10 protein-coding genes are annotated in these 15,236 nt (G+C 66.2%); all 10 read left to right on the top strand.

The features are described from left to right. The first annotated feature begins 88 nt into the window (after positions 1-88). Positions 89-1,255: a TylF/MycF/NovP-related O-methyltransferase gene (locus tag ACEQX1_RS16185; RefSeq protein ID WP_370197078.1), complete on the top strand. Its 1,167-nt coding sequence runs from the start codon at positions 89-91 to the stop codon at positions 1,253-1,255. Positions 1,256-1,340: 85 nt separating this feature from the next. Then, positions 1,341-2,462, top strand: coding sequence for a glycosyltransferase family 2 protein (locus tag ACEQX1_RS16180; protein ID WP_370194101.1), 1,122 nt, complete (start codon positions 1,341-1,343; stop codon positions 2,460-2,462). 76 nt (positions 2,463-2,538) lie between these two features. Continuing rightward, positions 2,539-3,597, top strand: coding sequence for a Gfo/Idh/MocA family protein (locus ACEQX1_RS16175; protein WP_370194102.1), 1,059 nt, complete (start codon positions 2,539-2,541; stop codon positions 3,595-3,597). After that, positions 3,594-4,862, top strand: coding sequence for a methyltransferase domain-containing protein (locus ACEQX1_RS16170; RefSeq protein WP_370194103.1), 1,269 nt, complete (start codon positions 3,594-3,596; stop codon positions 4,860-4,862). Before ACEQX1_RS16175 ends, ACEQX1_RS16170 begins: the two co-directional genes overlap by 4 nt. Positions 4,863-4,916: 54 nt before the next feature. Further along, complete coding sequence (locus ACEQX1_RS16165) at positions 4,917-5,942, top strand: FkbM family methyltransferase (protein ID WP_188076253.1); 1,026 nt, start codon at positions 4,917-4,919, stop codon at positions 5,940-5,942. Between the two features lie 8 nt (positions 5,943-5,950). Beyond that, positions 5,951-6,481 (top strand): WbuC family cupin fold metalloprotein, encoded by a 531-nt coding sequence (locus ACEQX1_RS16160; protein ID WP_188076252.1) that lies wholly within the window; start codon positions 5,951-5,953, stop codon positions 6,479-6,481. Positions 6,482-6,993: 512 nt separating this feature from the next. Further along, positions 6,994-7,515, top strand: a complete 522-nt coding sequence (locus tag ACEQX1_RS16155) for a hypothetical protein (protein WP_370194104.1) — start codon at positions 6,994-6,996, stop codon at positions 7,513-7,515. 33 nt (positions 7,516-7,548) lie between these two features. Then, positions 7,549-12,516 (top strand): M10 family metallopeptidase C-terminal domain-containing protein, encoded by a 4,968-nt coding sequence (locus tag ACEQX1_RS16150; RefSeq protein ID WP_370197076.1) that lies wholly within the window; start codon positions 7,549-7,551, stop codon positions 12,514-12,516. Positions 12,517-13,013: 497 nt separating this feature from the next. Then, positions 13,014-13,628, top strand: coding sequence for a phage tail protein (locus tag ACEQX1_RS16145; RefSeq protein WP_370197073.1), 615 nt, complete (start codon positions 13,014-13,016; stop codon positions 13,626-13,628). A 136-nt stretch (positions 13,629-13,764) separates the two neighbouring features. After that, positions 13,765-15,236: beta strand repeat-containing protein (locus ACEQX1_RS16140; protein WP_370197071.1), on the top strand; the 1,472-nt coding region annotated here is incomplete at its 3' end.

Raw genomic sequence — 15,236 nt, 5'->3', positions numbered from 1 at the left:
TGTTAGTGCGGGCAGGATTTCTGATTGTCTTCTCAGCTCTTTCGAACGGGTCGTCGTGCAAGTTCCCATCCAGTCGAGTTCCTCGTCCATGCCCAAGCCCGAAGAGTCCGCCGCCGAGCCGCACGGTGCGGCCGAGGACGCGGCGGAGGCGGCAGAGTCCGCTGCCAACTCCGACGTGAACGAAGAGCAGGCGGAGGCACCGGCACCGGAGCCGGAGCCGGAGCCGGCGCATGTATTCTTCACCGATACGGCGCGGATCGACGAGCTGGTGGCGCAGTTCCAGACGGCCTACGGGCATCCCGAATCGCAGGCCGAACTCGAGCGGATCGCCAAGCATCTGTTCGCGGATGCGATCACCGTGCGCGACACCGGCGATACGGAAGGCGCCGTCCGGCTGCTGGTGCGCTCGGTGGAGCTGAACCCGCGCTCGGGCGAGGCGAGCGACGAGCTGGAGCGCCTGCTCGGCAATCTCGGCGGGCCGGACATGACCAAGCGCTGCATGATCTTCCCCGACGTCGATCGCGCCACCCGCTTCTACGGCGACGCGTTCCAGACCGCGCTCGACTACGCGACCTTCGGCGGCGTCATCGGCGACGTCCTGGAGTTCGGCGTCCTGGGCGGCTGGACCGCGCGACTGATCGCCGAACGGATGCGGACGCTGCAGTTCTACGGCGACCTGCACCTGTTCGATTCCTTCGCCGGCCTGCCGCGTCAGAAGATCGAGCTTGACGCTGCCTCCTACGACGTGACGCGGGGCATCTGGGACACCGAGATGGATCTCCCCGAGGCGCTGAAGGCCGAACTCGGCGAGCGGCTGCCGGTGCATATCGAGCGCCGGCTGTCCGAGGTGATCAGCGGCGAGCGCATCCATGTGCGCGAGGGGTTCTTCTCCGAGACCCTGGCCGAGCCGCTGCGCACCAAGGCGGCCATCGTGCATCTCGACTGCGATCTCTACCAGTCGACGCAGGAGGTCCTCGATGCGTTGCATCGCGATTCCGTCCTGCAGGACGGCACCGTGCTGATGTTCGACGACTGGAACTGCAACAAGGCCAATCCGGCCTTCGGCCAGCGCCGGGCGCTCAGCGATTTCCTGTCGGCCAATGCCGAGCGCTACGCGGTCTCGCACTACTTCAATTACGGCTTCAACTGCGCCGCCTTCATCCTGCACGACCTGCACGGCGTCGACGAGGCGCTACGCGAGGACGCCCGGCCGTATTTCACGACCGCCGGCTCCTTCGCCGCGTCGATCTCGTGATGATGGCAGGCTGCGACGTGTATGCGGTCGACCGGACGCGGGCGATCGGGCGGGGCTGCCGGACGGCATGGGGAGGGCGCCGCGCATGAGTGCTGCCCCCGAGGCCGGGGGGCGCCTGCGTCTCACCGTCGTCATCCCGAACTACAATCACGCCGCGATCCTGCCCCGCGCCATCGCCAGCGTTCTGGCGCAGAGCGGGCCCGAGACCGAAATCCTCGTCGTCGATGACGGCTCGAAGGATCACAGCGTCGAACTGATCACCGAGCTCGCCTCTCGGCATCCGGCGATCCGGCTGATCCGCCACGCGGCGAATGCCGGGGCGCCCGCCGCTCTGAATACCGGTCTGGAAGCGGCGCGCGGCGACTACATCTCGTTTCTCGGTGCCGACGACGTGGCGCTGGCGGGCCTCTACGACACCATGATCGACGCACTGGAGTCCCATCCGGCCGCTCCACTGGCCTGCGGCGAGATCGTGACCTTCGATGCCGGCGACCGTCTGCACGGGCTGCGGCCGATCATGCCGCCGGCACGCGAAGCGCGGTATTTCTCGCCCGATGACGTGATGCGGCACGTGCGCGGCAGCGACAACTGGATCTGCAACACCGTCACGGTCTATCGCACCCCCGAGATCCGCAAGACCGGCGGCTTCGACCCAGCGCTCGGCGCCTTTTGCGACGGCTTCCTCGTGCGCCAGCTCGCCTTCGCGCAGGGCTTCTGCTTCGTCCCCGGGATCTATGGCGGCTGGCAGGTGGCCGCCGACACGCTGTCGGCCACCAGCATGCTGCGGCCCGAGGAAAATCGCCGCCTGACCAACCTTCTGACAACGCGGCTGCGGGAGTCCGTTGTCGGCCGGCAGGACCCGGACTATCCCGCTCTCTACCGCCGTCGCTGGCAGTTCAGCACGGCGCGGCTGCGACTGGTCTGGAAGCAGGCGCAATGCGAACCGGCAGAACTCGTCGAGGCGGTCGACGGAAATGACTTCGATCGCAGGGTGCTGTCCGGTATCCGCAAGACGATCGGCTTCTCCAAGGCGGGACGATTGGGCGCCATGGCTTGGCTGACCTTGCGCGTGCGGCCCTTTCCCTTGCGTCTTGTCGCCATGCACGCCGTGCGCAATCGGCTGTTACTCCGCCGCAACAGCGCCCGCATCAAAGCGCAGCTCGGCACCCTGAAGGCGGCGGGTGCGCGGTTGACTGGTGGCGGCTAAACTGCGATGCACCCGCGGCCTGAGCTCGCTTTCGTCGGCCTCGCAGTCGTAAATGCCTCTGGGGAATGATTCCGACATGAGCATGAAGGAGCTGAAGATTGGCATGATTGGGGGAGGCTTCTTCTCCCAGATCGTCCATCTTCCGGCCTTCTCCGCGATCGAGGGCGTCCGGGTGGTGGCCCTGGCCGAGCCGCATGACGAATTGCGCGCGGCCGTTGCAGATCGCTATCGCATCGAGCGCCCCACCGCCGCCTACGAAGACCTGCTGGCCGATCCCGACATCGATGCCGTCGTCGTGTCGATGCCGCGGCTGGCCCAGGCCGGCATCGTCGCCGACGCGCTGGCGGCCAAGCCCGCGGTCCTGTCCGAAAAGCCCATAGCGATGACCGCCGAGGAGGCGCGAAACCTCGCCGGGATCGCCGCCCGCAACGACCGCATCTGGGCCGTCGGCTACATGAAGCGCTACGATGCCGGCGTCCTGAAATTCCGCGATCTCCTGCACGAAGCACGAGGCGACGGCCGCTGGGGCGCGCTGCTCGACGTCTCCATGCGGGATTTCTGCCGGACCTACGGCATGCCGATCCCGCCGCATGTGCGGCGCGGCTCGCCGCGGCCGGTCCGCTACGACCAGGGCGCCGTCGCGCCGGATTTCGTCGGTGCCGATCGCCGCGCCGACTACGAATACACGTCCAATGTCGCCAGCCACGACATCAATCTCCTGCGGTTTCTTTTCGGCAATGCCATCCGCGCCCGTTCGCTGCGCATCCGCCCGACCTCCTTGCAGGTGGCGACCTTCGACGCGGACGGCTTCGGCATCACGCTCGCCTTCGGCCCGGCCGATACCGGCCACTGGGACCAGCGCCTCGAGGTGACCTTCGAGCGCGCCCGCCTGACGCTGTCCCTGCCGTCGCCCCTGGCGCGCCAGGACTGTGCCACGGTTCATGTGAACGAGGCCGGCCGCCAGCAGGAACTCTTCATTCCCCCGTCCGACCGGGTCTGGGCCTTCGAGGCACAGGCACGGGCCTTTTCGGACGCCGCACGCGGCGGGGCCGCTCTCGCCAACGACGGCGGCGATTGCCTGGCCGACGTCGTTCTCATCGAAGACCTCTGGAAGAATGTCGACTGGTTGCCATGAATAGTTCCTACTTCACCACCCGGACCACATGCCGCCTGTGCGGCAGCGCCGACATGGCCAAGGTCGTTCCGCTCGCGGCGCTGCCGGTGGCCTCGCCGAATGTCGGCCGCGCCGGCCTCGTTCACGAGACCGCGCCCGCCGATGTCTGGCAGTGCGACGCCTGCGGGCACCTGCAGCTCGCGACGATCGTCAATCCCGAGTTCCAGTATCGCAATTTCCAGTATTTCACCGGCATCTCGCTCGGCCTGCGCGAGCATTTCGGCCGACTGATCGACGGCCTGGCCGAGCGCGGCGACATCGGCGCCGACAAGTTCGTCATCGACATCGGCAGCAATGACGGCTCGCTCCTGCGCCTGGTGCAGGCCAAGGGCGCCAAGGTGCTGGGCATCGACCCGGCCGAGAAGATCGCCAAGGCCGCGACCGACGCCGGCATTCCGACGCTGGCCGAATTCTTCGACAAGGGGCTGGCCGCCAAGATCGCCGCCGAGCACGGCAAGGCCAACGTTGTCATCTCCAACAACACGGTCGCCAATATCGACGAGCTCGACGGCTTCTTCGCCGGCATCGACAGCGTGCTCGCCGAGGACGGCATCATCGTCGTGGAGACCCAGTACGCCCTCGACATGATCGAGAAGACGCTGCTCGACGTCGTCTACCACGAGCACATCTCCTATTTCGCCACCAAGCCGACCCAGAGCTTCTTCGCCGCCCGCGGCTACGAGCTGGTCAGCGCCGAGCGGATCGCGCCGAAGGGCGGCTCCATCCGCTTCATCGCGCAGCGCGTCGGCGGCTCGCGCAAGGTCGACGCCAATGTGGCGGAGCTGATCAAGGCCGAGACCGACGCCGGCTTCTACGACGGTCGCCTGTTCGACGATTTCAACGACCGGATCGCCCAGCTCGGCCGGACCATCCGCGAGCGCCTGGAGACGGCGCGTCGCGAAACCGGGCGGGCGCTCGCCTTCGGCGCCTCGGTCGGCTGCGCCGCGCTGATCCATTATTTCGATCTCGGCGACACCATCGACGCGATCTTCGACGACACGCCGCTGACCAACGAGGTGCGCACCGCCGAAGGCTCGATCCCGGTGCTCAGCGGCAGCCAGCTGATGAACGAGACGCCGAGCGACGTGGTGGTGCTGGCCTGGCGCTACGCCTCGCCGATCGCCCGCAACCACGCCGATTTCCGCGAGGCCGGCGGCCGCTTTTTCCGCGCGCTGCCCGATTCCGAATATGTCGACGGCAGCGACATGACCCCGCCCGCCGCCTGATCCGTCGCTTCGACACCCGCATTCGATATCTGACAGTCTGAAAGGAATACCTGCATGGCTCCCCTGAACGATCTTACCGTGGTCTCCGACGTTGGCGCCCGCTACGGCATCCATCCGAGCTGGAACGGCTATGATGCACCGCTGCGCTACATCGCCTTCGAGCCGGATCCGGAGGAGGCCGAGCGCCTGCGTCAGGTCTACACCAACACCGACCTGTTCCAGTACGAGGTGATGGAGAAGGCGCTCGACAAGGAAGCCGGTCCCCGCGACTTCTACCTGCTCAAGCATCGCGGCCTGTCGTCCTGCCTCAAGCCGGACCTGACCTCGGAATGCTTCCGCCATCTGAAGCCGGGCCAGGCCGAGATCGAGAAGGTCCTGCAGATCGACATGGAGACCTCGGACGCGGTCTTCGAAGAGCTCGGCGTCGTGCCGGACTTCATCAAGATCGACACCGAGGGCACCGAGCAGGACGTCATGGAAGGCTGCGAGCGCCTCGTCGCCGAGGGCGTTCTCGGCGTGCGCCTGAGCTGCAACTTCCAGCCCTGCTTCATCGGCCAGCGGCTGTTCTCCACCAGCCACGACTGGCTCCTGGAGCGCGACTTCGTGCTCCTCAACCTCGACTATCACGGCTACGGCTATCCGCGTCTCGGCCTGTTCCGCAAGCCGGACCCGATCGAGCCGGAGAACGACCGCTACGGCATTCTCGTCGCGGCCGACGCCGTCTGGGTCCGCAAGACCGAGACCATCGACCAGCTCTTCTCGGGCGACGAGGCGACCATCGCCAAGCTGAAGCTCTCCGCCTTCTGCTTCTTCAACTCGGCGCCGGACCTGGCCATCGACATCCTGCGCGAGACCGCCGAGGCCGGCCTGATGACCGACGCGGTCAAGGCGACGCGGCTCTTCAAGATGCTGCGCCTGCGTTCGGCCCGCTTCCTCGGCCGCTACCGCACCGTTCCCGACGAGCAGTGGGAGCGTGCGCGCGGCATCTTCGCCGGCATCTTCGGCGAGACGCTCGGCGGCGGCAGCGACTTCTACCCGCAGGTCAATCGCTGGGTCCGCGAGATGGCCGGCAAGGCCTGATCGCGACCATGGGCGAGTTCCGAAAGGTCACGCCGTCCGTTCTGGAGACCGCCGCGGATCCCGCGACGGTCTCGCAGGACGACATCGCCGCCGTCATCGCGGCGGCGCGCGAGGCGCCGAACGGCCGGGCCCGGCTGATCCTGCACACCGGTCCCCAGGACAATTTCCACGAGATGGTGATTGCCCTGCCGCCGACGAGCTGCGACCACCCGCACATCAACTACAAGTCCGGCAAGTCCTTCCTGGCCCTGTCCGGGCAGTTCGCGGTGATGCGCTGTTCCGACGACGGCGAGACGATCGAGGCGATCGTCCTGTCCGACGGCAACTGGCCGGGCGCCCGGATGACGCGCCTGCGCGCCGCGGCCTGGCACACGATCATTCCGCTACAGGGCGACACGGTCTTCCTGGAGTCGATCATCGGCCCGTTCGAGGGCAACCGCTTCGCCGAGTGGTTCCCCGAGGATGCGGCGTCGCCGGAGCGCGAGGCCATGGCCGACCGCTTCCGCGCCATCGCCAGAGAGGCCGCCGCGCGCCTCTGACACCACCATACCCCCGCGCCGCCCAAGCCGGTGGCGCGGGGTGCTCGCATCGCCCGCATGCGCCGTCGACATGCCGGCAGTCTCGGCTGTTCCCGGCCGCAGCCGGTTGAGCGCCCGCGTCGAACGCGCGCTCGGCCCCGCGCTGCCCTTCCGCCAGCCTTCCGCCTCCCTCCGCCGACATCTCCCAGACTGCGGTTCGGCGCCTTGCCGTTCGCGGGGCTGCACGTCTGCCGGTTGCCCTGATGACGCGTCCGCAGCGCGATCCGCAGTTGCGGAGGGCATGTCGAACAAGACCGAAGAATTGCGGGCTCCCGGGATGCCCCCCCGCCAGACCGCCGGCACGGCGCCAATTCAAATCCGCCGTCCTGTCCTTTTGGCCGAGCCCCGGAAAGGACAGGTGAAAGATTCCGCAAAGGAAGGTTGATTCTTTCTTTCGGGCATATCATCGTGGAATAATGAATGGCACGCAGCGGTGGTATGATGGTGTTCAGTGCAATTCGGCAAGAGATGCGATGACTGTCGACATAGTCTCGTCGCTGCGGCTCATGTTCTCCGTATCTGCGCATATTGACCATGACGCCGGCGCAGCTTCGTCGTCGCTTACGAAAGCCGTCGTCGCCTTCCTTTCCGGCAGCCTTCTATCGTTTGCGATCCTCGGCGGAGCCATGTCGATGGCCGGTGCAGGCGTGATGTCTCTCGACATGCTGAGGGATCGGGCAGGGCAGGCGCTGACGGCGCTCTACGCATCCTCCACCACTCCGGCGGACTGCACGCTGCGGCGCGTCGATGGCGAGCCGTCGGGGTTTGCGGCCCGTTGTCTGGTGCGCGGCAGTGAGCCGGATTTCTGGCTTGCCGCGACCGAGGGCGGCGAGGTCACCGTGCTGATTCCGCTGTCCGCCGGCGCTGCGCGGTTGGCGCCAACTGCCGGCGCAGCGGTGCCGCCGGAGAACGATGCAGCTTTCGCGCGGATCGGATCGCTTGCGCGCGACCGGCAGGACGCAACACGCGAACGGATCATGGCCGCCTTCGATTGAGCGCGGCAAGCAGTGGGTATGGAGGATTAGATCATGTCGGTCACGTCGGTAACGCGCTCCGGTGAAATCTGGGACGGTGTCCTCCACGACACCCGCTGGAATGTCACCACGCTGACCTACAGCTTCCCCACCAGCGCCAGTTTCTATGCGACGACCTACAGCTCGGCCGAGGAACCCGACGCCGGTTTCGAGGCGCTGAATGCGCTGCAGATGGCTGCGACGCGCCAGCTCCTTGGGGAAATCAGCAGCTTCACCAACCTGAATTTCCAGGAGGTGACGGAGTCGGCGACCACCGAGGCGACCATGCGGTTCGCCATGACGACGAACAATACCAACACCGCCCGGGGCTATTTTCCCGCCAACACCGAGCGCGCCGGCGATACCTGGTACCGCAATGGCGGCTCCTACGACACGCCGACCCTCGGCAGCTACGCCTATAACGAAGGCTTCATGCACGAGATCGGTCATGCGCTCGGCCTGCGCCATGGCCATGACGGGACGAACAACCCGTTCGGCGGACTGCCGGCCAACCGGGATTCCAACGAATTCTCGGTGATGACCTATCGCGACCACATCGGCGATGCGATCGACGCAAGCGAGAACGAGCAGTGGGGCAACGCCCAGTCCTACATGATGTACGACATCGCGGCGCTGCAACACATGTACGGGGCGGATTTCTCGGCCACCGGCAATGTGTGGAGCGGCGATTCCGTCTACACTTTCAGCACCACCACCGGCGAGATGTCGATCAATGGTGTCGGGCAGGGGACGCCGGGCGGCAACCGCATCTTCCGGACGATCTGGGACGGCCACGGCAACGATACCTACGATCTGAGCAACTACACCACCAATCTCAAGATCGATCTGCGGCCCGGTGAATGGTCGACCTTCGACACCGCGCAACTGGCCGATCTCGACGGCGGCAGCCGCGCCACCAACCTGGCCCGCGGCAATGTCGCCAATGCGCTGCTGCACCGGGACGCCAACGGCAATCTGAATCTCGGTTCGCTGATCGAGAACGCGATCGGCGGCTCCGGCAACGACGTGCTCGTCGGCAACCAGGCGAACAACCGGCTGGTCGGCAATGGCGGCAACGACAATCTCACCGGCCACGGCGGCAACGACCGCCTCGAGGGCGGCGCCGACACCGATACCGCGATCTATGCCGAGCGCCGCGAGAACTACGACATCACCCAGAATGCCGACGGCAGCTTCACCATCGCCCATGTCCGGGGGAGTGGCGTGGATGGCACCGACACGCTGATCGATATCGAGCAGGCCAAGTTCCAGGACCAGATCGTCGCGCTCAGCGCCGGACGTTCCATCGATTTCGTCCTCCTCCAGGATCTCTCCGCGTCCTTCTCCAACGACCTGCCGAACATCAAATCGGCGATCTCCCCGATCCTCTCGCGGGTCGAAACCCAGATCACCGACGTCCGCTTCGCGCTCGCCTCGCTGCTCAACGGCGGCGCCTACCGGGCGGATGTGGCCGCAACCACCGACAAGAACCAGATCATCTCCACGGTACAGGGCTTCTCGGCGGCCGGTGACGAATCCGAGGCGCAGCTCGGGGCGCTTGCCAGGGCGGCGCAGAGCGAGGGCCTGTCGCTGCGCGCCGGCAACCAGCGCATCATCATGGTCGCCACCGACGAGCGCTATGCGGAAAACTCGTCGCCGGATTATCAGACGGCGGCAAACGTGCGGGCGATCCTCGAAGCCAACAACGCCATCCCGATCTTCGTCGTCACCAGCGGCGTGCGCTCCAGCTACGATACGCTCGTCGGGCAACTCGGCCGCGGGACCGTGGTGACCCTGTCCTCCAACAGCAGCGATCTCGCCGATGCCGTCCGTCTCGCCGTGTCGACCGTCCTCGGAACGACCACCCAGACGGGAACCGACGGCAACGACACGCTGAACGGCAATGACGGCCTGATTGACAGCATCTATGGCGGGCCGGGCAATGACACGCTGAACGGTCTCGGCGGTGACGACAGCCTCGATGGCGGTTCCGGCAACGATACGCTGAACGGCGGCGATGGCCTTGATATTCTCCTCGGCGGCAACGGTCAGGACAATCTCGTTGGCGGCGCCGACGACGACTTCCTCGAGGGCGGCGAGGGCGCCGACAGCCTCGACGGCGGCGACGGCATCGACGTGGCCAGCTATCAGGGCGCAGCGGCCGGCGTCGTGGTCGACCTGTCCGGCGTCAGGACCGCGCAGGGCGATGCCGAGGGCGACTCGATGACCGGCATCGAAAACCTCCTGGGAACCGGCTTTCGCGACATTCTCAGCGGCGACGGTGCAGCCAATTCCGTGGATGGCGGCCTCGGCAACGACCTGATCATCGGCGGCGAAGGCGATGACATCCTGATCGGCGATGCGGGCGTCGGATCCGCCGGCCGCCCCAGCGGCATCAGCCTCGGCAGCGGCACGCTGCTGAAGACCCAGGGCGCCGGCAACAACTCGATGGCGAGCGCGGCCGGCATCGGCCATCTGTTCAGCTACGGCGCCGATCCAGACATCGCCGATTCCGAACTCACGCCGCATGTCAGCATCTCCGGCACCGGCGACGGCAATATCGACTATTACGTGCTGACCATCGCGAATGTCGGGGCCACCATCACCCTTGATATCGACGGTGGCTTTTCGGCGAGCGGTGGTCCGGAGAGCTTCGACTCCCGCCTGCGGATTCTGGACGCAAGCGGAAATTCGCTCGCCAACAACGATGATGCGTCGACGAGTTTGGGCGGGGGCGGGTCGACCTCCAGTCGCGACTCCTTCCTGACCTACAGCTTCGCTGCTCCCGGCGTCTATTTCATTGCCGTCGAGCATTATTCCGCCGGCGCGATTCCCGTTGGCGCCACCTACGAACTGCAGGTCTCCGTCGCCGGGGAATACATCAGCGACGAGGACGTGCTTCTCGGCGGCAACGGCAGCGACCGGCTCTACGGCGGCGTGGCCTCGGACTATCTGGAAGGCGGCGAGGACGGCGACGTTCTCGATGGCGGCTCGGGTGCCGACCGGATGTTCGGCGGCAATGGCGACGACACCTATGTGGTCGACCACGTCTCCGACATCGTGTCGGAACAGTTCGGCTCGGGCTCCGACTCCGTCTACGCCTATGCCAGCTTCGCGCTGGGCGAAGGGCTGGAGACCCTGTATCTCGCCGGCAACGGCGCGATCAGCGGCTACGGCAACAATGCCGGCAATGCGATCTCCGGCAACGATGCGGACAACATCCTCGATGGCCGCGGCGGCAACGACGCGATCTACGGCAATGGCGGCAACGATGTGCTGATCGGCAATGCCGGGGCCGACTACATGCGCGGCGATGCCGGCGACGACATCTATTCCGTCGACGATGTCGGCGACGTGGTCGACGAATCCACCGGATCGGGCAACGACACGGTCTATGCCAGCATTTCCTATGTTCTGGGCGCCGGTGTCGACAGCCTCGTCCTGACCGGTACGGCGAACCTGTCCGGCGACGGCAATGGCGGCGCCAACTATCTGTTCGGCAATTCCGGTTCCAACCAGCTCAGCGGCGGCATCGGCAACGATGTCCTCGTCGGGGGCGCCGGCAACGACGTCCTTCTCGGCGGCGAGGGCGTCGACGCCATGCAGGGCGGGACGGGCAACGACATCTACGTTGTCGACCATGTCAGCGACACCGTCGACGAAAGCAACGGCGACGGGATCGACACCGTCTACACCTATGCCAATTTCGCCCTGTCGGCCGGGCTCGAATATCTGACGATCGCCGGCTCAGCGGCGATCGACGGCTACGGCAACAACGAGAACAATGTCCTAAGCGGCAATGATGCGGCCAACCGCCTCGACGGGCGGGGCGGCGACGACGTCCTCTACGGCAATGACGGCGACGATATCCTCATCGGCAATGCCGGGGTCGATTACATGCGCGGCGATGGCGGGAACGACACCTATGTCGTCGACAATGTCAGCGACATCGTCGACGAATCCACGGGGTCCGGCCTCGATACCGTCTACGCCTATGCCAGCTTCGCGCTGGGGGTGGGGCCGGAACAGCTCTATCTGGCCGGCAGCGGCGCCATCAACGGCTATGGCAACAACACCGGCAATGCGATCTACGGCAACGATGCCGACAACATTCTCGACGGGCGCGGCGGCGACGACGCGATCTACGGCAATGGCGGCAACGACATCCTGATCGGCAATGCCGGCGCGGACTACATGCGCGGCGATGCGGGCGACGACATCTATTCCGTCGACAACGTCGGAGACGTGGTCGATGAATCGACCGGTTCCGGCAACGACACAGTCTATGCCGGCGTCTCCTTCGTCATGGGAGCCGGCGTCGACAATCTCATCCTCACCGGCAATTCCGATCTGAGCGGCGACGGCAATGGCGGCAACAATTACATCTTCGGCAATGACGGCAACAACCGCCTGAATGGCGGCAGCGGCGACGACGTGCTCAGCGGCGGCGGCGGAGCCGACATCCTCGATGGCAGCACCGGTGTCGATGCCATGCAGGGCGGCAGCGGCAACGATACCTATGTGGTCGACCGGTCCAATGATCATGTCGACGAGGCCGTCGGCGGCGGTGACGACGTGGTCTATGCCAGTTCCGACTTCACCCTGACCGACAATGTCGAGACCCTGATCCTCACCGGGAACGCCCAGCTCAACGGTGGCGGCAATGCCGGTTCGAACCAGCTGTTCGGCAATGCCGGGGTCAACGTTCTGGATGGCCGGGGCGGCGCGGATTACCTCGTCGGGGCCGGCGGGGACGACATCTTCGTGTTCCGGCGCGGCGAGGTCAATGGCGACATCATTGCCGATTTCGACGGCAATGGCGCCGGGGCCGGAGACCGGATCGCCTTCGCCGGCTATTCCAGCTCGGTGACCTTCAGCCAGGTCAGCGCAACGACCTGGCAGATCAGCGACAATGGCCTGGTCGAGACGTTCACTCTCGCCAATGGCGCCGGCATCGACGCGTCGGATTACTACTTCGCCTGACCCGGTCCCGGCGATCCGCAGGCCGGATCGCCGGGGTGCCTCTCGCCCGAACCGCAGCCGCGCCCGCGGTTTGTGCCTCCGGTGCCTGTGCCAGCCGCCCGTTTGAAAATGGCGGCCGTCCGCCGTCCGGTACGGGGCCATATGCGGTCGCACGGCCCTGCGTCTCGGCGCCTCCTGTTGGTGGCCGGGACCCCCGCCATTTCGCGGCGACGGTAAACCTTACGCAAAGAAACCTCGCAAGGACTCAGCAGCTGCGATTTACACCGCAGCGGAACTGGGGTTACATGCTTAAGAAAGTATCAATTCGTGCCGGATCAGCGCAAAGGTTCACCTGCGGCTGATCATGGAAATGGTGATCCCGGACAGTATTGTTCGGACAATGGGTGGAGGCGGGGTCGCCAGGAGGCGACGCGGAGACCGTGCTTTCCTGTCGCCCGATTACCGCAGCACGACATCATGCCGGTGGTCATGGGGATCGCCGGAGGGGAGGTTTCAGTATGATGGTGTTCCTGAAAGCGTGCGCGATGGCGATCGTGGTGAGTTGGGGCCTGTTCGGCGCGACCGGCCAGGCCCGAGCGCAGGCGGATCCGTTGCTGGGCCAGTTGATGGCGGTCGGCTTCAACTTCTGTCCGCGCGGCTGGGCCGACGCGAACGGGCAATTGCTGCCGATTTCGAGCAATAGCGCGCTGTTCTCGCTGTACGGCACGATCTATGGCGGCGACGGACGCACCACCTTCGCGCTTCCCGACCTGCGTGGGCGCTCGGCGATTCACGAGGGCAATGGGCCGGGACTTCCGCCCGTCGTTCAGGGCGAGCGCGGTGGCCAGACCTCCTTCACCCTGAACCTGTCGACGATGCCGAACCACACGCACACTGCGGTCGCGACGCTCCATGCCAGCGAGGATGCGGCCAATCAGGCCGCACCGGAGGGCAACACGCTGGCATCGGCGCAAACCTATGTCGCCGGCGCGCCCCAGGTCGCGCTGAACGCGGCCAGCGTGACGACCACCGTCCAACCCGTAGGCGGCCAGCTTCCGGTGGAGAAACGCAGCCCGTATCTCACCGTGCGCTGGTGCGTGGCTTTGCAGGGCGTTTTTCCGTCACGGAACTGATCGGTAACCCGGGGACCGGCGACACGCATTCGCCGGTTCCTCTCGAACGTCGCATCCGGATCTGCGGCCGGACGGATGTTCGCAGACGCGGGTCTGACCGCGTCGCGCAATCGCAGATCTTGTACGGGAGTTGACCATGGCCACGACATTGACCGCCGGCGACGTCGCCATCATCCGCACGGACCATAGCGGCACCGACGATTTCACCTTCGTGCTTTTGGCCGATGTCGATGCCACGACGGAGATCAGTTTCACCAATATCGGCGTCAATGGCGGCCAGTATGGCAACGGTGCAGGCGCCCTCATAACCTGGACTTCCGGCACGGCGCTCGCCGCGGGCACGGTCATCACCATCTCCGAAGCCTCCTCGAACACCTTCGCGACCACGGGTGGCGGATCGACCGCCTTTATCGGCGCCCAGAATGCCAGCGGCTTCACGATCGGCTCGCTCGGTGATCAGTTGATCGCCTTCCAGGGCACCTACGCGGCCAACGGCGCCGGCATGACCGAACTGTTCGGCCTGCATGTCGACGGAGACGGCTCGTTCACCCAGGCCGGCTGGGATGCGACGGTCAACTTCATCGATAGCGACTCCCAGCTTCCGCCGGATCTGACGCCGGGAACGACCGCGGTCGCCCTCAATGGCTCGGGGAACAACACCAACGCCATCTATACCGGCCCGACGACGGGGTCGCGGGCGACGCTGCTGGCCGCGATTGCCGATCCGACCAACTGGACGACGAGTACGTCCACCCAGACGGCCCCGACCGGGCCCTTCACGATCACCACCGCATCGCCGCCGGTGGTCACACCCGGTGGCGGAAGCCAGACCTTCAGCGAGGCCACCGGCACGCCGGTGGCCGTCGACGCGGCGCTTACGGTGAGCGATTCCGACAGCCCCACGCTTGTCTCGGCCACCGTCTCCATCACGGCGAATTTCCAGGCGGGCGCCGACGTGCTGGCCTTCACCGGCAGCGGGGCGACCGGCAATATCACCGGGAGCTATGCCGCCGGCACCGGCGTGCTGACGCTCAGCTCGGCCGGCGGGACGGCGACGGTTGCCCAGTGGCAGGCGGCGCTGCGCGCCGTCACCTATGCCAATTCCTCGGACGATCCGTCCACCTCCGCCCGCACCATCTCCATCGCCGTCAGTGACGGCAGCGAAGTCAGCGCCACCCAGACCACCACCGTGAACGTCACGGCGGTCAACGACGCGCCGACCCTGACGGCAACGGGGGCGACGGCGCCCTTCACCGAAGGGGGATCGCCGATTGATCTGTTCTCCGGCGTCGCGGCGTCGACGGTGGAAGCCGGGCAGACATTCTCCGGGCTGACCCTGACAGTGACAAACGTCACCGATGGCGGGTCTGAAATCCTCTCGGTCGACGGCACGTCGATCGGGCTGGCCAACGGCAGTTCCGGGACGACGACGACCAATAGCCTGACCTTTTCGATCAGCGTTGCCGGCGGCACCGCGACGCTGACGCTGAGCGGCGGCACCCTGTCGGCGGCGCAGTTGCAGACGCTGGTCGACGCGCTGGCCTATCGCAACAGCTCGGACGATCCGACGGCCGGCCCCCGCACGGTGACGCTCGCCTCTGTGACCGA

This window comes from Aurantimonas sp. (genome assembly GCF_964217435.1).
Lineage (GTDB): Bacteria > Pseudomonadota > Alphaproteobacteria > Rhizobiales > Rhizobiaceae > Aurantimonas > Aurantimonas coralicida.
The sequence above is the reverse complement of the archived record's forward strand: the minus strand, read 5'-3'. Positions and strand labels throughout refer to the sequence as shown.